This window comes from Paeniglutamicibacter psychrophenolicus (assembly GCF_030812255.1).
Classification (GTDB): Bacteria; Actinomycetota; Actinomycetes; order Actinomycetales; family Micrococcaceae; genus Paeniglutamicibacter; species Paeniglutamicibacter psychrophenolicus_A.
This window is the reverse complement of sequence record NZ_JAUSSH010000012.1, coordinates 12,813-29,267: the sequence shown is the minus strand read 5'-3', so window position 1 is coordinate 29,267 and position 16,455 is coordinate 12,813. Positions and strand designations below refer to the sequence as shown.

Genomic DNA, 16,455 nt, shown 5'->3' with positions numbered 1-16,455 from the left:
CGCACAGCCTACTATTGCTGAGGCGTGACCCGCGCCACCTCCATGTTTCGCATACCCGCGGCACTCGTTTCCGTCACCTTGAGGACCCCATGAATTTCCTGAAATCGATCCCCCTGCTCGGCTGGATCATCGTAGCCATCGTCCTGGGCATCCTGACCGGCCCGATCATGCCCGAGTGGCTGGGCGGGGCGTTCCTGACCTACAACTCGATCTTCTCCGGGTTCCTCGGCTTCATCGTGCCGCTGATCATCCTGGGCCTGGTCATGCCGGCGATCGCCGAGCTCGGCAAGGGCGCCGGCAAGTGGCTCGGCGCCACCGCCGCAATCGCATACGGTTCCACCATCATCGCAGGTCTGCTCGCGTACTTCGTGAGCCGTTGGCTGTTCACCCCGTCGCTGGCCGGTGGCGGGCTGGAGGAGCTGGGCGACGAGTCGGGGTCCGGTTTCGAACCGTTCCTCACGGTGGTTTCCAGCGCGGGTGATTCGGCCACGGAGATTGTGCTGCCGCCGGTCATCGACGTGATGAGCGCACTGGTCCTCGCCTTCGTGATCGGTGTCGGATTGACCGCCTTCCACTCCAAGGTGCTCTTCCGCGGAGCCGTCGAGTTCCGCACCATCGTAGAGTCCGTGATCCGCCGGATCATTGTTCCGGCACTGCCGCTGTTCATCTTCGGCATCTTCATGGATCTTTCGGCCAGCGGCTCGGCGGTCACCATCGTCACCAAGTTCCTGCTCGTTGCCGTGGTGTCGTTCGCGTTGTGCCTGATCGTGCTGCTCATCCAATACTCGGTGGCGGGTGCCATGTCGGGCCAGAACCCGCTGAAGGCGTTGTGGAACATGCGCGATGCCTACTTCACGGCCCTGGGCACCTCCTCCTCGGCCGCGACGATTCCGGTAACCCTCGAATCGACCAAGAAGAACGGCGTCTCCAGCTCGGTTGCCGGCTTTGTGGTTCCGCTGTGCGCGACCATCCACCTCTCCGGCTCGATGGTCAAGATCACCTGCTTCTCCATCGCGGTGCTGCTGCTGTCCGGCGGGGATGTCTCCTTCGGCGCGTACCTGCCCTTCATCCTGATGCTCGGCGTCATGATGATCGCCGCCCCGGGCGTTCCCGGCGGAGCGATCGCCGCGGCCGCGGGCCTGCTGGCACAGATGCTCGACTTCGGCGAGGTCGAGGTCGGCCTCATGTTCGCCGCGTACATCGCGCTGGACAGCTTCGGCACCGCAACCAACGTGACCGGCGATGGCGCCATCGCCCTGATCATGAACAAGCTCACCCGCGGCCACCTGGGCACGCAGGCACAGGACCCGGCGGACGAAGACGTCGAGGCCGCCGAGGGCGGCAAGCTCGAAGAACACGCCCTGCCGAACAACTAAGACCTACCGGGCCGGCGTCGTCCGACGACGCCGGCCACGTGCATCCCCGCTGAAGGTGATGCGAAGAAGGCCGTCCGGACCACCGCGCAAATCGCGGCCCGGGCGGCCTTGCCCGTTCCGCAGGGAAGGGACCACGCCAACCGGTGGCCCCGTGGCGGGCCGGCTACTTCACGCCCACCCCGAGCCAGAGCAATGCCACGTGCAGGGAGGTGCGCGACTCGGCATCCTCCAGGCTGACCCCGAGCTTGTCCTCAAGCTTCTCCAGCCGCGCATAGAGCGCCGGGCGGCTCAGGAACCCGGTGCGGGCCAGTGCCGACTTGTTTCCGCCGTGCTTCAGGTACAGGCCGAGCAGCTCGAGCGCGGGCTCGTCGGGCGGGTCCAGGATCCCGGCCAGCTCGGCCTCGGCGAAGGATTTCAGCCGTGCATCCTCGCGCATCAAGGCCAGCAATCCACGCAGGCGCACGTCGGCAAAGCGGTAGAAGGGCCGCGCGCGGGTGTCGAAGGTCGCCACGGTCTCGGCGACTTGGATTGCTTCCTCCAGCCCGTGCGCGGCCTCCTTCACGCTGCGCCGTCCCCGGCCCACCCCCACCGACCAGTCGATGGCGGGCTGGCCCTGGGCCAGTTGCCGGCAGAGCCGCTCCAGCAGCGGTTCCTCGAGCTGCTTGGCCCCGACGCCCAGCACCATGCCGACCTGCCCGCTTTGCAGACTGGCGGCCAGCGCGGTGGACCTGGTGGAATCCACCACGGCGTTGATCGCATCGAGCAGGGCCCGCTCGCGCAGCTGCACGCCGGTGGGCGTCTGCCCGCGGTGCTTGTCGAGCCGGAACACCACCGGGACGTAATGGGGGGATTCGGCCAGCCCGAGCGCCTGCGCCCGGATCAGCACCTCCTCGACACCCAGGGCGTGGGGCTGGCGCAGTTCGTGCAGCAGCCCGGCCCGGGCCTGGTGCAGCAATTCCTTCTGGTCCCGCCCGGCCAGCCGGGCAATCGACAGGGTCTGCCCGGCTCGTTCGAGCACCATGGCCGCGTCCGGGTCGTTGCCCGGTTCCCCGGGAACCACCAGCCGGCCCCAGCGTTGGCCCTGGATCCCCACCGGGGTCTGCAGCCAGCTTTCCTCCCCCATGCCGCGTCCGGTGGATTCCAGGTAGCCGACCCGGCGCGAGCGCTCGGGCCAGTGCGCCAGCAACCCGGCATCCGGCCGCGGCCCGGGGTCGAAGCCCAGGACCAGGTGGGCCACATCCTCGAGGACGACGGGGGCTCCGATGAGTTCCGCGGCGCGCGCCACGATCCCTTCCTCGGTGGCGTTTTGCAGGCTCAGTGCCGTGAAGACCTCGTGGATCATCCGCGAGCGCTCCAGGGCGGCGAGCTGGTCCGAAACCAGCATCCGGTGCACCACCTCGGTGATCTCGACGAACCTGACCCTCCGGTGCAGCAGCACCACCGGGAATTCATTTTGCGCGGCCACCTGGCGCAGGGCCTCGATGGCCGGGGAGCGTTGGGCGGCCGGCGAGGCGACCAGTTCGACGATGATCCCCGCGGCCCCGGCCCGGCGCACCTGGTCCAGGAACTCGGCGACCCCGCTGCCGGTATCCCCGAAGGTCATGCCGGTGGTCAACACCAGTTCCCCGCCGGACAGCAGGTCCGCCAGCTGCGGGGTCTCGGCCACGTGCACCCAGCGCACCGGGCTCTGAAGCAATGAGGATCCTCCCAGGACCTCCGGCTCCCCCGCGGCGACGGCGGGCAATTCAAGGATCCGGGCGATGCTCAGCGTCCCGGCCACGGCCGGTTGCGGGTGGGTGTTCAGGGGACTCATGAACAGAGTGTATTGCTTTTACGCAAAGAGGTTACATGTTGCCGGTGTTGTGGGTATGTCCCGGACGACACAATGGAGGCAACAGCTTCCCCGTCTTGAAAGGACACCACCTCCGTGGAAACCCTCGCACACTGGTCCAACGGCACCACCCTCGAAGCACCTGCAGACTCCCGCTACGCCGACGTCATGAACCCCGCCACCGGAGAGGTCTCCTCCCGCGTGGCGCTGGCCAGTGCCGGCACCACCGCCGAGGTCATCGCCGCGGCGCACGCCGCCTTCCCGGCCTGGCGCGACACCTCGCTGACCCGCCGCGCCAACATCCTGTTCAACTACCGCGAGCTGCTCAACAAGCGCAAGGGCGAGCTCGCGGCGATCATCACCGCCGAGCACGGCAAGGTGCTGGACGATGCCATGGGGGAAATCGCCCGCGGCCAGGAAGTCGTCGAGTACGCCTGCGGCATCCCGCACCTGGTCAAGGGCGGCTACACGGAGAACGCCTCCACCAAGATCGATGTCCACTCGATCCGCCAGCCATTGGGCGTCTCGGCCATCATCTCCCCCTTCAACTTCCCGGCCATGGTCCCGATGTGGTTCTTCCCCATCGCCATCGCCGCGGGCAACACCGTGGTGCTCAAGCCCAGCGAGAAGGACCCGACCGCCGCCATCTGGATGGCCGAGCTCTGGAAGGAAGCAGGACTTCCGGACGGCGTGTTCAACGTGGTCAACGGCGACAAGGAAGCGGTCGATGTCCTGCTGACCGACCCGCGCGTCTCCTCGGTCTCCTTCGTGGGATCCACCCCGATCGCCCAGTACGTCTACGCCACCGGCACCGCGCACGGCAAGCGCGTCCAGGCCCTGGGCGGGGCCAAGAACCACATGCTGGTGCTCCCGGATGCCGACCTGGACCTGGCGGCCGACGCCGCCGTCAACGCCGGATTCGGCGCCGCCGGCGAGCGCTGCATGGCCATCTCCGCGATCGTCGCCATCGACTCGATCGCAGATGCGCTGGTCGCCAAGATCGCCGAGCGCACCGCCACCCTGCGCGTGGGCGACGGCACCCGCGGCTGCGACATGGGCCCGCTGGTCACCGCCGCACACCGCGACAAGGTCGCCGGCTACATCGACGCCGGCGAGGCGGCCGGCGCCACCATGGTGCTGGACGGGCGCAAGGTCACCCCGGATGCCGACGGGGAGGGCTTCTTCCTGAACCCGACGCTCTTCGACAACGTCACCACCGACATGTCCATCTACACCGACGAGATCTTCGGGCCGGTGCTCTCGGTGGTGCGCGTAGACTCCTTCGACGAGGGCATCGAGACCATCAACGCCAACGAGTTCGGCAACGGCACCGCGATCTTCACCAACGACGGAGGCGCCGCCCGCCGCTTCGAGAACGAGATCCAGGTCGGCATGGTCGGCATCAACGTGCCCATCCCGGTGCCGATGGCCTACTACTCCTTCGGCGGCTGGAAGAACTCGCTCTTCGGCGACACCCACGCCTACGGCGCCGAGGGCATCAACTTCTTCACCCGCGGCAAGGTCGTCACCTCCCGCTGGCTCGATCCGAGCCACGGCGGCCTGAACCTCGGCTTCCCGCAGAACGCCTAAGCGATAAGCACAGAATCCAGAAAGGGACCACTCCCATGAGCACTTCCGTGAACACCGAGATCACCGCGGAGCAGATTGCCGCCGGCAAGGTGGCCCACGACCTGGACCGCGAGCATGTCTTCCATTCCTGGCAGGCCCAGGGCCCCTTCGATCCGATGACCATCATCAAGACCGAGGGCTCCTGGATCTGGGACGGGGAGGGCAACAAGCTTCTTGACCTTTCCTCGCAACTGGTCAACACCAACATCGGCCACCAGCACCCCAAGGTCGTCGCGGCCATCCAGGCGCAGGCGGCAGACATCTGCACCATCGCCCCGCAATACGTCAACGACGCCCGTTCCGAGGCGGCCCGGCTGATCGCGGAGCTGACCCCCGGGGACCTGAACAAGATCTTCTTCACCAACGGCGGCGCCGATGCCAACGAGCACGCCATCCGCATGGCCCGCGTGCACACCGGCAGGCACAAGGTCCTCTCGGCGTACCGCAGCTACCACGGCGGCACGCACCTGGCGGTGAACGTCACCGGCGACCCGCGCCGCGTGGCCTCGGACAACGCCACCGACGGCGTCGTGCACTTCTTCCCGGCCTACCCGTACCGCTCCTACTTCAACTCCACCACCGAGGCCGAGGAGACGCAGCGCGCGCTGCGCCACCTGGAAGACACCATTGTGCTCGAGGGCCCGGGCAACATTGCCGCCTTGATCCTCGAATCGATCCCGGGCAGCTGCGGCATCTACGTGCCGCCGGCCGGCTACATGGAAGGGGTGCGCGAACTGACCCAAAGGTACGGCATCGTCTTCATTGCCGATGAGGTCATGGCCGGCTTCGGCCGCGCCGGAAAGTGGTTCGCGGTGAACCACTGGGACGTCATCCCGGACCTGCTCACCTTCGCCAAGGGCGTGAACTCCGGCTACGTTCCGCTGGGCGGGGTGGCCATCAGCGACGCGATCTTCGAGACCTTCCGCGAACGCGCCTACCCGGGCGGCCTGACCTACTCGGGCCACCCGCTGGCCTCCGCGGCCGTCGTGGCAACCATCAACGCCATGAAGGACGAGGGGATGGTGGAAAACGCCGCACGCCTGGGCGAGGACATCATCGGCCCGGTGCTGGAAGAACTCAAGGCCAGGCACCCGTCGGTGGGCGACGTGCGCGGCACCGGCTGCTTCTGGGCCGTCGAACTGGTCACCAACCGCGAAACCCGCGAACCCATGGCTCCCTACGGCGGTTCCTCCCCGGCCATGGCCGCGGTGACCGCGGCGTTGAAGTCCGGCGGCGTGCTGCCGTTCGTGAACTTCAACCGCGTCCACGTGGTTCCGCCGCTGAACATCAGCGACGAGGACCTGCGTGCGGGTCTTGCCGTCCTGGACGAGGCACTGACGGTCGCCGACGGATTCGTCGACGCCTGAGCACTGGGCACTGGGCAAAACCAGACAGCAGAATCTGCAAAGGCCGGATGCGCAAGAAACTCATTTTCTTCGCATCTGGCCTTTGCCGTAGTGACGAATCGGCCTCAAGACCCCCGCAAAGCAACGCTCACCTGCTTAGATTGGGCCATGCAAATAATTTCAAGGCATGCGATGGCAGTTGCCTTCTGCATGACCGGCTTGGCCCTGGCCGGATGTTCCGCCGCACAAGATCCACCGGTTCACGGACTGGACCAACAATGGTTTGATGCGGTCTTTGACGATGGCAAGACCGATATCAACCAGTTCCCACGTGGCGGAGGAATCCTGGGAACTGCCTACACAGCCAACGAGATCCCCGGCGGCTGGTATTCGGTGGACCTTGCCTGCAATGGCAAGAAGGAAGCAACTTTCACCATCTCCCAGGAAGATTCAACCTTGGGTGAAGGAACCATCCCGTGCGGCGAATCGGGGTTCACAACAACAACCATGGATTTGCCGGCCGGTTCAATCTCCGCCACTGCCGTGAGCGGCGATCCAAACACCATGTGGCAGGTACGGTTCCGCCCAAGCACCGAGCCCGGTGTCTAGCTCCCCTGTTTTAGGTCGACTGACCAGTCACAACACGGCTGGGTAATACGCCTAAAGGTCGATGCGGCACGCGCAAATGCCTTGTTAGTCTGGGGCCATGTACCAGCCAGTGGATTTCGCCAGCCCGCAGATCCACCTCGCCGTGGCCGGGATCATCGTCGTGTTTGCCATACCCATGGGCATCCACGCACTGGTTCGCTGGCGCAAGTTCCGCAAGGACCCTGCCCAGCAGCAGACCTACGCGCGGCGCAGGGATATTGGCATCGAATCGGGCGTCGCCGCCCTCGGAATCATCGCCGCCGTGGTGTTCACCGGGATGTTCGGAGTCGGGTGGAAGCAATCCGAAAAGAACCTCGAGGCCAACGTCGAAACCCGCTACGTCGTGTCCGATGTGGTGATGACCAGCTGGAACGGCTCGACTGCCTTGGTCGACTTGGTGGACGCGAACGGCGTTGCGGCCACGGGGATCGAGGTGTCCTTCGACGCCGTGGGCTCACCGGTCCTGCGCGATGCGGCATTCGGGCTGGACCCGAAGCATGCCGTCGAACACGCCCTGGAGCTGCGCCAGGGCTGAGCGAATCGGTGCCTTGGTCCCTTCAGGGGCCGGGGCTCTCCACCCCAGGTCCTGGTCGGATGCCCGAAACCTGCGCCCGTCCTCCGATGCGCGCAAGCCCTGCGGCTTCATAGGATCGAAGCCATGACACAGACGACGCCATCCCGTCCCACCACATACCTAAGCCCCAAGGCCATCTTCCTGGCCTCCGCCACGGTCCTGGCCGCCCTGGCGCTCACCGGGTGCAGCGCCCTGGGAATCGAGTCCACGTACGACAAGAGCGCCAGCCATGATTTTGCCACCGGGGCCGAGGGCAAGGAAAGGAAGATCGTTCCATCCTGGGTTCCCGACGAGGCGACGAACCTCAAGGAGGTTGTGCGCACCACGGGCAACGAGCGCATCCTGCGCATGGAGTTCGGCGGCGCGCTGCCGCCAAGCTGCACGGCGATCGCGGAGACGGGCAAGCCCAGTGAAGCCGAGCTGTCGGCGGGGCTGGACGCCGAGGATCCGGCAGCCGCCCAGGAGATCGCCGGACGCGTGGAATCCCAGTACCAAACGCCCCTGCTGACTGCGGACTGGTGGCCCACCGGCCAAGAGGGAAAGACCACGCACCTGTGCGGGAAGTGGTGGGTGTCCCAGGAAGCCGGCCACCTCACCGCCTACACGCCGGAACTCAAGGGCATCGCCGAAAACGTGATCGCCGAGCAGGCCAAGGCGCAGCGCGCCAAGGTCGACTAGCCACCGGCCAACGCCGCATCGGTCGTGGCGATGCGCGCGCACAAGGGGCCGGGGTGTGGAGCTCCCGCCTGCTGACGCACCTCCCTGCCCCGACCCCTGTGCTGGTCCGACCTAGCCGTTGATCACCTGCGGCTGGCCCAGGGCCTTGAGCCCGTCCACGCCGAATTCCACGCCGTAGCCGGAGGACTTGGCACCGCCGAACGGGATCCGCGGGTCCACGCCGCCGTGGCTGTTGATCCACACGGTACCGGCTTGCATGCGCGCTGCCACGGCACGAGCCGCCTCGCGGTCGGCGGACCACACGGAGGCACCCAGGCCGACATCAAGTCCATTGGCGAGTTCCAGGGCCTGCTCGATCGAGTCGACCTTGACGATCGGCAGGACCGGGCCGAACTGCTCCTCGACGACCAGCGGGTTGTCGGTGGCGATGTCCGCGATCAGCGTGCTCGGGTAGAAGTAGCCCGGCTGATCCGCCTGCGGGTTGGCGCCGAGCAGCACGCGCGCACCGGATTCGGTGGCCTTGTCCACCAGTGCGGCGACGATGTCGTACTGGGCCTTGTTCTGCAGCGGGCCCAGCACGTTGGCCTCGTCCAGGCCCACGCCCATCGGCATGTTCCTCGCGACCTCGACCAATGCCGCACAGACCTCTTCATAGATGTCCTTGTGCACGTAGAGGCGCTTGAGGGCCGCACAGGTCTGGCCGGTGTTGATGAACGCACCCCAGAACAGGTTCTCGGCGATGGCCTTGGGGTCCACGTCGGGCAGCACGATGCCCGCATCGTTGCCGCCCAATTCCAGGGTCAGTCGCTTCACGGTGTCCGCGGAGGACCGGATGATGGCCTTGCCGGTGGCGGTGGAGCCGGTGAACATGACCTTGTCGATGTCCTCGTGGGTGCTCAGCAGCTGGCCGACGTCGCGGCCGCCGGCGACCACGTGCAGCACGCCGGCCGGGAGCACCTGGTTGATGACGTGGCCCAGGGCCAGCACGCTCAGCGGGGTGTATTCGCTGGGCTTCATCACCACGGTGTTGCCCATGCGCAGCGCCGGGGCCAGCTGCCAGACCGAGATCATCATCGGCCAGTTCCACGGGCCGATGGCACCGACGACGCCGAAGGGGCGGTAGTGCATCTCCGCGTAGGTGGTTCCGTCGTCGACGAGCACCTCGGCCTCGAGGTCGAAGGATGCGGCGGCGCGCAACCAGGCGGCGCAGGCACCGACCTCGAAGCGGGCGTTGGGCCCGTTCAGCGGCTTGCCCTGCTCGCGCGAGAGCAGGTGGGCCAGCGCCTCGGCGTTTGCCTCGATGGCGTCGGCGGCCCGGTTCATCAGGGCGCGGCGTGCCGCGTGGCCCAGCCCGTCCCATTGCGGTTGTGCCGCACGGGCCGCGGCGATGGCGGCTTCGAGGTCCGCGACCTCGTGTTCCGGGGCGCGACCCACCGGCTCGCCGGTGGCCGGGTCGAGGATTTCGCGTCCGCCGGTGGCGGGCTGGATGGCGGCGAGCAGTTCGTCCGCGGTGGCGAAGGTGGCGACGGTGTTGGTTTCGGTGCTCATGGTTCGTTCCCTTTTCTTGTCTCTGGGTTTGCCGGATGTCGTGTTTGTTGAATGGGTCGTTGAAGGGCTGCGGGGTCAGCGCAGCGTGGTCTCGTCGGCTTCCTCAAGGTCTCCGCCGTGCCCAACGCCCGCGTAGATCGCCGGTTGGGTGGAACGCAGCCTGAAGGCCCAGAGCAATCCGAGGACGCCGGGGACCACCACGATTGCCGGAAGCAGCCATCCCAGGACGCTGGCGCCCTGAAGTCCGATCAGCACGTCGAAGTTCGCCACGATCGCGCCGAAGAGGACAACCAGCGTGACCCCGGCGATCATCGGCGCCACCACGGTGGTCCACCGTCCCAGCCCGTGCGGTTCGCTGCGGAAGTAGCCGATGACCGCGAAGCTGGTCAGCGCCATGAGCATGACCAGCCCGAACGCACCGGTGTTGGTGAGCCAGGTGAACAGCGTGAACACGGGGAACATGACATCCGCGCCCGCCCCGGCGATCGCGAAGACCAGCAGGACCAGCAGCGCCAATGCCGACTGGGCCAGTGAGCCTGCCACCGGGGCGTGGCTGCGCGGGTTGGTCCTGGCCATGGCCGCGGGAAGCACGCCCTCGCGGCCCAGCGAGAACACGTAGCGTGCCACCACGTTGTGGAAGGCGATCAGTGCGGCGAGCAGGCTGGTGATGAACAGCAGGTTTCCGAGGGTGACGAACCACCCGGGGGTGTGGGCGGCCAGGAACCCGAAGACCAGGCCAGGACCCGCGGCGGAGTTTTCGATGACGGCGCCGTGCCCCTCGCCCACGGCCATGGCCCACGCCGAGAGCGCGTAGAAGACGGCGATGATGCCGATCGCGATCAAGGTGGCCCGCCGCGGGGTGTTCTTGGGGTCCTTGACTTCCTCACCGTAGATGGCGCCGGATTCAAACCCCATGAACGCGGCGATGCTGAAGGCCAGTGCGGCGCCCGCGCCGGCGGTGAACAGGTTGGCCGGTTGCAGCGACTCGGTGGAGATGCCCTCGGGAGCGACCTTGAAGGCCAGCACGTCGTAGACGATGACGACGAGGAATTCGCAGGCCACCACGATGCCCAGCACCTTGGCGGAGAGATCGACCTTGTTCATGCCCAGGATCGCCACCACGGCCCAGCCGCCCAGGGCGCACACCCACCACGGGATTGCAAACCCGAGCGTGGTGGCGAGGAAATCGGCGAGCGCGAACCCGAACATCCCGTAGATGCCGATCTGCATGGCGTTGTAGCTGACCAGCGCCACCCACGCGGCACCGATACCGGCGGGCTTGCCCAAGCCGCGGGCCACATACGCGTAGAACGCGCCGGCGTTGCTCACGTGCTGGCTCATGGCCGTGTATCCCACGGCGAAGACCAGCAGGACCACGCCGAGCACGACGAAGGACAGCGGGATGCCCAGCACACCGGTGACCGCGTAGTTGCTGGTGACTCCCCCGGCGACCACCGTCAGCGGCGCGGAGGCCGCGATGATCATGAACACCAGCGCGGGCACGCCGAGCGTGCGTTTGCCCAGGCCCGGTGCCCGGGTGCCCGTTGATTCGATCGATGTTGCCATGGGAAGTTCCTCCTTGAAGAGTCGTTCCTACCAGCTTGCTTTCCAGGCAGGTGTCGGGGCTTGTCTTTGCGTGAGCGGTCCTTGGCAAACAGTGCAATCTTGCCTTTGGGCCCCACCCGGCCGTCGTGTCGAAACTAGACCTGGGCCCTGAACGCCGAGGGAGAGATGCCGTACGCCGCGCGAAAGACCCTGCTGAAATGCGCTGCATCGGGAAAACCCCAGCGGGAGCCAACTGCTCCCACGGGGATGTGGCGTTGGAGGGGATCCCCCAGGTCTCGTCGGCATTGTTCGAGCCTTCGGGTGCGAATCCATTCGGCGACGGTGTGTCCCGACTCGGCGAAAACCTTGTGCAGGCTGCGCAAGGAGACGAAATGGGACACTGCTATGGATCCCGGGCACAATTCGGGATCGGCGAGATGCTCGTTGATGTAGGCCTGTATCGCCAGGAGCTGTCGGTGCTGACCGTCGGTTGCCAAGTCGTCGTGGTCGTGGAGTTCGGCCGCGAGCAAGGTGCCCAACAGGTCAATGGCATTGGCGGCCAGCCGATGGCCCACGGGATCCCGAAGCTGCGGAAGCAGGCCCGCCAATTGCCTCAGGAATGGCGTGACGGCACGGCCCAGGGGATGCTCAGTTCCGATGGCGGTGGCCGTCATCTCACGAACTTGGGCCACGGGCAGTCCCAGCTGGTGCTGGGGAAACATGAGGACGAGGGTCTTGAAGTCCTCCTCGAACATCAACGTGTAGGGGCGCTGCGTGTCGTAGATCGCCAGTTCGCCGGGTCGCAGCAGGGTTTCCCGGCCGTCCTGCAGCAGCATTCCATGCCCGCTGAGCTGCAGGTTGAGCTTGAAGTGCGGCGGGTCGCCTGCGGCCAGCAGGTTTTCCGTGCGGCGCACCGCGTGGGCAGTGGCCTCGACCTGCATGACGCCCACGGAGCCGAATTGGCTGCCGGCGATGCTGCCGGCAAAGGATCCCGCACGCACCGGTTCCGAATGCAGCGGAACGAAGGCACTGGACACGAGCGACTTCCATGCTTCGAAGGAATCAACGTGTTGCATCTGATACATGAGCGAGAGACCTTTCCCCAATTGCGGTGACGTCCCTCGGCATGAACGGCCCCAAGGGAAGTGAACGACATCACATTCCAGTCAATGTACGCGCAACAGCCCCCAAAGTCACGTTTTTTCTCTGACTGTAGGTTTTAAATCCGGGTGCCGGGTCAGCCCGCCTTCAACAGCTCCAGATATTGATCCAACTGGGCACGCAGGTGAGCAGGATCGTTGTAACCTGCATCCAGCACGGCCGCCACCTGGGCGCCCAACAGGAAGGTGAGCAGCGCTTCCGTCGCGACCTCGCCAACGACTCCCCCGCGCAGCGAGCCCTCGTTCTGCGCCTGCGCGAGCCACCCCTTAATCCATTGGCGCCACTGGAGCATGGCCTCGTCATTGAGTGCGGAAAAATCGGGGTCGTGGATGGCAGCCTGCCAAAACGGGATCACAACCCGGGCCTCGTCGAGCCGGTCCTCATCCAAGGGCAGGACCTCCAGGGCAAAGGCATGCAGTGCATCCAGCCCGGCCAGGCCCCGGATGGAAGATTCGACCCGGGCATTGGTGCGGCCGAAGACGTGGGTAAACGTTGCACGGACCAAGCTGGCCCTGGTGGGAAAGTACGGCTTCAGGGCCCCGTTGGCAAAGCCGGCTTCGGCCGCCACGTCGCGCAGGGTCACCCCGTCAAAGCCGCGGTGGGCAATGACCCTCCACGTGACCTCGACAAGCTCAAGGCGGCGGGCATCATGATCAACAATCTTTGGCATGCCACCCATCCTACGGATTCCTCCACCCCCTGCCGCACGGCGCACCGCCCGGGAACCACACCCTTGCCATGCCCGACAAACACGGTTATTCTCTACAAGCATAGAATAAAAACGTGGTGCAGGTCACTGGCACCGGTAATGCACGTCTCGTTCGTCCCCATCCCCGAAAGGGCAACGCCATGAACCTCAGCAACGCCATCGACAAAGACACCCGCCTCGGCGCCTATGCGCTTGCCACCGAAGCGGAAATCGCACAGGTGCGCACCATCCTGGCCGAAAACGGCCACTTCCCGGAATCGGCCCGCGTGGCCTACCTGGGACTCGAGGATCCACGCCGGGACGCGACGGAGGCCGATCGCCGCTTCCGGGTCTTCCTCCTCGATGTCGGCGGCAACCGCCCCAAGGACGTCGTGGTTTCCGTGACCCACGGCGAGGTGGAAAGCGTCATCGAGCTGGACACCGCCTCCGGCGGCGAGCTGCCGGTGCTGGAGGAGGAATTCGAAGTCGTCGAGCAATTGCTGGCACAGGACCCGCGCTGGCTCGAGGCCCTGGCCAAGCGGAACCTCGACGTGGACAAGGTGCGCGTCGCCCCGCTCTCTGCCGGTGTGTTCGAGTACCCGGAGGAATCGGGCCGCCGCATCCTGCGCGGACTGGCCTTCGTGCAGGATCACCCGGAGGACTCGGCCTGGGCCCACCCGGTCGACGGACTCGTCGGCTACGTGGACGTGGGAAACCTCAGCGTGGACCAAGTCATCGACCTGGGCGTCGTCCCGATCCCCGCCGAGCACGGCAACTACACCGACCCCGAATTGACCGGCCCGCTGCGCACCACGCAGAAGCCGATCTCCATCACCCAACCCGAGGGCCCCAGCTTCTCCGTCACCGGCGGCAACCACGTCGAGTGGGAAAAATGGAGCCTGGACGTGGGCTTCGACGTGCGCGAGGGCCTGGTCCTGCACAACATTTCCTTCGAGGACAAGGGTGCACCCCGGCGCATCCTCAACCGCGCCTCGATTGCCGAGATGGTGGTCCCCTACGGCGATCCCTCACCGGTGCGCAGCTGGCAGAACTATTTCGACACCGGCGAATACCTGGTGGGACAGTTTGCCAACTCCCTGGAGCTGGGCTGCGACTGCCTGGGCGAGATCCACTACATCTCCCCGGTGGTCTCCAATGCCCGCGGCGAGGCCCGCACCATCCGCAACGGCATCTGCATGCACGAGGAGGACTGGTCGATCCTGGCCAAGCACTCGGATCTGTGGAGCGGCATCAACTACACCCGACGCAACCGCCGCCTGGTGATCTCCTTCTTCACCACCGTGGGCAACTACGACTACGGTTTCTACTGGTACCTCTACCTCGACGGCACCATTGAGTTCGAGGCCAAGGCCACCGGCATCGTGTTCACCAGCGCACTTCCGGACGGGGAAACACCATACGCCTCGGAACTGGCCCCGGGCCTCGGTGCCCCCTACCACCAGCACCTCTTCGGTGCCCGGCTGGACTTTGCCCTGGACGGAGGCCCGGGCCGTGTCGAGGAAGAGGACGTGGTTCGCGTGCCGACCGGTCCGGAGAACCTGCGCGGCAACGCCTTCTCGCGCCGGCGCACGGTACTGGCCCGCGAGTCCGAAGCGATCCGCGAAGCGGACAACTCCAGGGGGCGCACCTGGGTGGTCTCCAACCCTGAATCGAAAAACCGCCTGGGCCATCCTGTGGGCTACAAGCTGCACCCGCAGGGCAACCCGACGCTGCTGGCCGACGAGGGATCCTCGATCCACCGTCGCGCCACTTTCGCGTCCAAGGCCTTGTGGGTCACCCCGGCCACCGAGGACCAGCGTTACCCGACCGGCGACTTCGTGAACCAGCATGCCGGTGGCGCCGGTCTGCCCGAGTGGGTCAAGGCCGACCGCAGCATTGACGGCGAGGAGATCGTCCTGTGGCACACCTTCGGGCTCACGCACTTCCCGCGCCCGGAGGACTGGCCCATCATGCCGGTGGACACCGTGGGCTTCAAGCTGCGTCCCGAGGGCTTCTTCGACCGCTCGCCGGTCCTGGATGTCCCGGCCCCTGCCACCGGCAAGTCCTGCCACTCCTAGGCAGCATGCCATGACCACGAATCTTGCCGACACCCCAGCCACGTGGCCCGTGCCGCGGATCGGTGCGACGGTGCTGACCCGGGTGCCGGGGCCAGTGGTCTACGCGCGGATCGTTGCCGTCCTGGCGGCGGGCCTGGCCCTGGTCCATGTGTGGGTCATGGTGGAGTTCCCCCACGGGCCGTGGGTGGGCGCCGTTCTGGGTGCCATGGTGTTGCTGTGCCTCAAGTGTGCACACCGAGCCTGGGGAAACCCGGCGGCCCTTCTCGAATTGCTGGCCATGTCCGCCCTCATGGCCCTGGCGCACACCTTCATGGCCTTGGGCGTCCACGGGCACCGGCACGGCGGCGAGGGACCGGTTGCGACCGCCGGCTCCGGCGCAATGCTGGGCATCGCCGCCGTCGAGTTGGTACTGGTCATGCTCTGCGGGATCGGCGTGCGGCTGGCCGCCAACCGTTCCGCGGCGGGCACCGGCCGCTGACCTGAAGTCGCCGTTTCGCCGCCGCGGCGGAGTTTCGGGATACTTCCCGGTTCCCTGCCGCGGCCGCACGGCGCTCAGCGCACCAGCCGCGCGGCGATCCCGCCCAGCAGCAGCTCCAGGGCGAACCGGTAGTTCTCCTCGTCTCGGACCGCGGCCATTGTTTCCACCGAGTCGGCCGCCAGCGGATACCGCTCGGTGTCCACCTCCGCGTAGCTGGACACCCAGGCCTCGTCGTCCTGCGCGGACTTCTCGCCCAGCAGCACCAACCCGGCACTGAAACCGGTCCACGCCAGCACGAAGTCGCCGCACGCCCGGTACACCAGCGCGGACTCGTGCCGGCCGAAGCCCGCCTGCCGCAGGGCCGCGAGCATCGCCTCGATGAATTCACGCTCGCCCTCCTGGCGGGTCACGCGCAGTGCGGCAAGCGTGGCGACCTGGGGGTAATGCAGGAAGATGGCCCGGAACCGCAGCATCAGGTCCCGTACCGAGGCCTCCCAGCCGGGGCCCGGGACATAGCCGTCCATGCCCATCGCGATGACGCGGTCGGCGAGCGCCAGCAGCAACTCGTCCTTGCCGGCGAAGTGGCGGTAGAGCGCCGTGGGGTCCGCCCCAAGCTCCTTGCCGATCTTGCGGAAGGACAGCGCATCGGATTCGGTCCCGGCAGCGAGCCGCAGGCAGGCCTCGAGGATGACCTCGCGACCGAGCCCCTGGGCCCTGCGGCGCCTCGCAGGTGCCTTGCCCACTGGCTTGTCGTTGTCCATCGGTGGTGGCGCTCCCTTGCCCTCGCCTTGAAGTCAACACTGTTGACTTTAGGTTATGGGTGCGATTTTATGAAGTGGGTCACGTCCCCAATGGCGCGGACACGACCCTTCCGG

The 16,455-nt window shown here is 66.6% G+C and carries 14 protein-coding genes; 8 read left to right on the top strand and 6 right to left on the bottom strand.

Translation table 11 applies throughout. The features are described from left to right. The first annotated feature begins 89 nt into the window (after window positions 1–89). A complete protein-coding gene (locus tag J2T21_RS15140) occupies window positions 90–1,376 on the top strand; it encodes a dicarboxylate/amino acid:cation symporter (RefSeq protein ID WP_307582379.1) in 1,287 nt (428 codons plus the stop codon). A 163-nt stretch (window positions 1,377–1,539) separates the two neighbouring features. On the opposite strand, the gene J2T21_RS15135 is transcribed toward J2T21_RS15140, so the two are convergent. After that, window positions 1,540–3,189 (bottom strand): PucR family transcriptional regulator, encoded by a 1,650-nt coding sequence (locus J2T21_RS15135; protein WP_307582377.1) that lies wholly within the window; start codon window positions 3,187–3,189, stop codon window positions 1,540–1,542. Between the two features lie 114 nt (window positions 3,190–3,303). On the opposite strand from J2T21_RS15135, the gene J2T21_RS15130 reads away from it, so the two are divergent. From J2T21_RS15130 to J2T21_RS15110, 5 genes are all read left to right on the top strand, one after another. Next, the gene (locus J2T21_RS15130; protein WP_307582376.1) at window positions 3,304–4,797 is read left to right on the top strand and encodes a CoA-acylating methylmalonate-semialdehyde dehydrogenase; all 1,494 of its coding nucleotides are present in this window, start codon (window positions 3,304–3,306) and stop codon (window positions 4,795–4,797) included. A 35-nt stretch (window positions 4,798–4,832) separates the two neighbouring features. Next, complete coding sequence (locus tag J2T21_RS15125; protein WP_307582374.1) at window positions 4,833–6,203, top strand: aspartate aminotransferase family protein; 1,371 nt, start codon at window positions 4,833–4,835, stop codon at window positions 6,201–6,203. A 171-nt stretch (window positions 6,204–6,374) separates the two neighbouring features. After that, window positions 6,375–6,791 (top strand): hypothetical protein, encoded by a 417-nt coding sequence (locus J2T21_RS15120; RefSeq protein WP_307582372.1) that lies wholly within the window; start codon window positions 6,375–6,377, stop codon window positions 6,789–6,791. A 97-nt stretch (window positions 6,792–6,888) separates the two neighbouring features. Further along, complete coding sequence (locus J2T21_RS15115; protein WP_307582370.1) at window positions 6,889–7,365, top strand: hypothetical protein; 477 nt, start codon at window positions 6,889–6,891, stop codon at window positions 7,363–7,365. Between the two features lie 123 nt (window positions 7,366–7,488). Continuing rightward, window positions 7,489–8,082, top strand: coding sequence for a hypothetical protein (locus J2T21_RS15110; protein WP_307582368.1), 594 nt, complete (start codon window positions 7,489–7,491; stop codon window positions 8,080–8,082). A gap of 111 nt (window positions 8,083–8,193) precedes the next feature. Here J2T21_RS15110 and J2T21_RS15105 read toward each other — a convergent pair whose 3' ends face one another. The 4 genes from J2T21_RS15105 to J2T21_RS15090 all read right to left on the bottom strand — a co-directional run bounded on the left by J2T21_RS15105 (window position 8,194) and on the right by J2T21_RS15090 (window position 13,006). Continuing rightward, window positions 8,194–9,630: an aldehyde dehydrogenase family protein gene (locus J2T21_RS15105; RefSeq protein ID WP_307582366.1), complete on the bottom strand. Its 1,437-nt coding sequence runs from the start codon at window positions 9,628–9,630 to the stop codon at window positions 8,194–8,196. Window positions 9,631–9,705: 75 nt separating this feature from the next. Continuing rightward, complete coding sequence (locus J2T21_RS15100; RefSeq protein ID WP_307582364.1) at window positions 9,706–11,196, bottom strand: APC family permease; 1,491 nt, start codon at window positions 11,194–11,196, stop codon at window positions 9,706–9,708. A gap of 134 nt (window positions 11,197–11,330) precedes the next feature. Continuing rightward, window positions 11,331–12,260, bottom strand: coding sequence for an AraC-like ligand-binding domain-containing protein (locus J2T21_RS15095; protein ID WP_307582362.1), 930 nt, complete (start codon window positions 12,258–12,260; stop codon window positions 11,331–11,333). A 152-nt stretch (window positions 12,261–12,412) separates the two neighbouring features. After that, the gene (locus tag J2T21_RS15090) at window positions 12,413–13,006 is read right to left on the bottom strand and encodes a TetR/AcrR family transcriptional regulator (RefSeq protein WP_307582360.1); all 594 of its coding nucleotides are present in this window, start codon (window positions 13,004–13,006) and stop codon (window positions 12,413–12,415) included. A 179-nt stretch (window positions 13,007–13,185) separates the two neighbouring features. Here J2T21_RS15090 and J2T21_RS15085 point away from each other — a divergent pair, with 179 nt between their 5' ends. After that, window positions 13,186–15,102, top strand: coding sequence for a primary-amine oxidase (locus J2T21_RS15085; protein WP_307582358.1), 1,917 nt, complete (start codon window positions 13,186–13,188; stop codon window positions 15,100–15,102). A gap of 10 nt (window positions 15,103–15,112) precedes the next feature. Continuing rightward, window positions 15,113–15,580, top strand: coding sequence for a hypothetical protein (locus tag J2T21_RS15080; protein ID WP_307582356.1), 468 nt, complete (start codon window positions 15,113–15,115; stop codon window positions 15,578–15,580). Window positions 15,581–15,654: 74 nt separating this feature from the next. On the opposite strand, the gene J2T21_RS15075 is transcribed toward J2T21_RS15080, so the two are convergent. Then, a complete protein-coding gene (locus tag J2T21_RS15075) occupies window positions 15,655–16,341 on the bottom strand; it encodes a TetR/AcrR family transcriptional regulator C-terminal domain-containing protein (RefSeq protein WP_307582354.1) in 687 nt (228 codons plus the stop codon). Window positions 16,342–16,455 lie beyond the last annotated feature (114 nt).

Excerpts from the sequence above, each read along its gene's own strand:
- J2T21_RS15140 (WP_307582379.1), top strand. The coding sequence starts at position 90 with ATGAATTTCCTGAAATCGATCCCCCTGCTCGGCTGGATCATCGTAGCC.
- J2T21_RS15135 (WP_307582377.1), bottom strand. The coding sequence starts at position 3,189 with ATGAGTCCCCTGAACACCCACCCGCAACCGGCCGTGGCCGGGACGCTG.
- J2T21_RS15125 (WP_307582374.1), top strand. The coding sequence starts at position 4,833 with ATGAGCACTTCCGTGAACACCGAGATCACCGCGGAGCAGATTGCCGCC.
- J2T21_RS15120 (WP_307582372.1), top strand. The coding sequence starts at position 6,375 with ATGGCAGTTGCCTTCTGCATGACCGGCTTGGCCCTGGCCGGATGTTCC.
- J2T21_RS15115 (WP_307582370.1), top strand. The coding sequence starts at position 6,889 with ATGTACCAGCCAGTGGATTTCGCCAGCCCGCAGATCCACCTCGCCGTG.
- J2T21_RS15110 (WP_307582368.1), top strand. The coding sequence starts at position 7,489 with ATGACACAGACGACGCCATCCCGTCCCACCACATACCTAAGCCCCAAG.
- J2T21_RS15105 (WP_307582366.1), bottom strand. The coding sequence starts at position 9,630 with ATGAGCACCGAAACCAACACCGTCGCCACCTTCGCCACCGCGGACGAA.
- J2T21_RS15100 (WP_307582364.1), bottom strand. The coding sequence starts at position 11,196 with ATGGCAACATCGATCGAATCAACGGGCACCCGGGCACCGGGCCTGGGC.
- J2T21_RS15095 (WP_307582362.1), bottom strand. The coding sequence starts at position 12,260 with ATGTATCAGATGCAACACGTTGATTCCTTCGAAGCATGGAAGTCGCTC.
- J2T21_RS15090 (WP_307582360.1), bottom strand. The coding sequence starts at position 13,006 with ATGCCAAAGATTGTTGATCATGATGCCCGCCGCCTTGAGCTTGTCGAG.
- J2T21_RS15085 (WP_307582358.1), top strand. The coding sequence starts at position 13,186 with ATGAACCTCAGCAACGCCATCGACAAAGACACCCGCCTCGGCGCCTAT.
- J2T21_RS15080 (WP_307582356.1), top strand. The coding sequence starts at position 15,113 with ATGACCACGAATCTTGCCGACACCCCAGCCACGTGGCCCGTGCCGCGG.
- J2T21_RS15075 (WP_307582354.1), bottom strand. The coding sequence starts at position 16,341 with ATGGACAACGACAAGCCAGTGGGCAAGGCACCTGCGAGGCGCCGCAGG.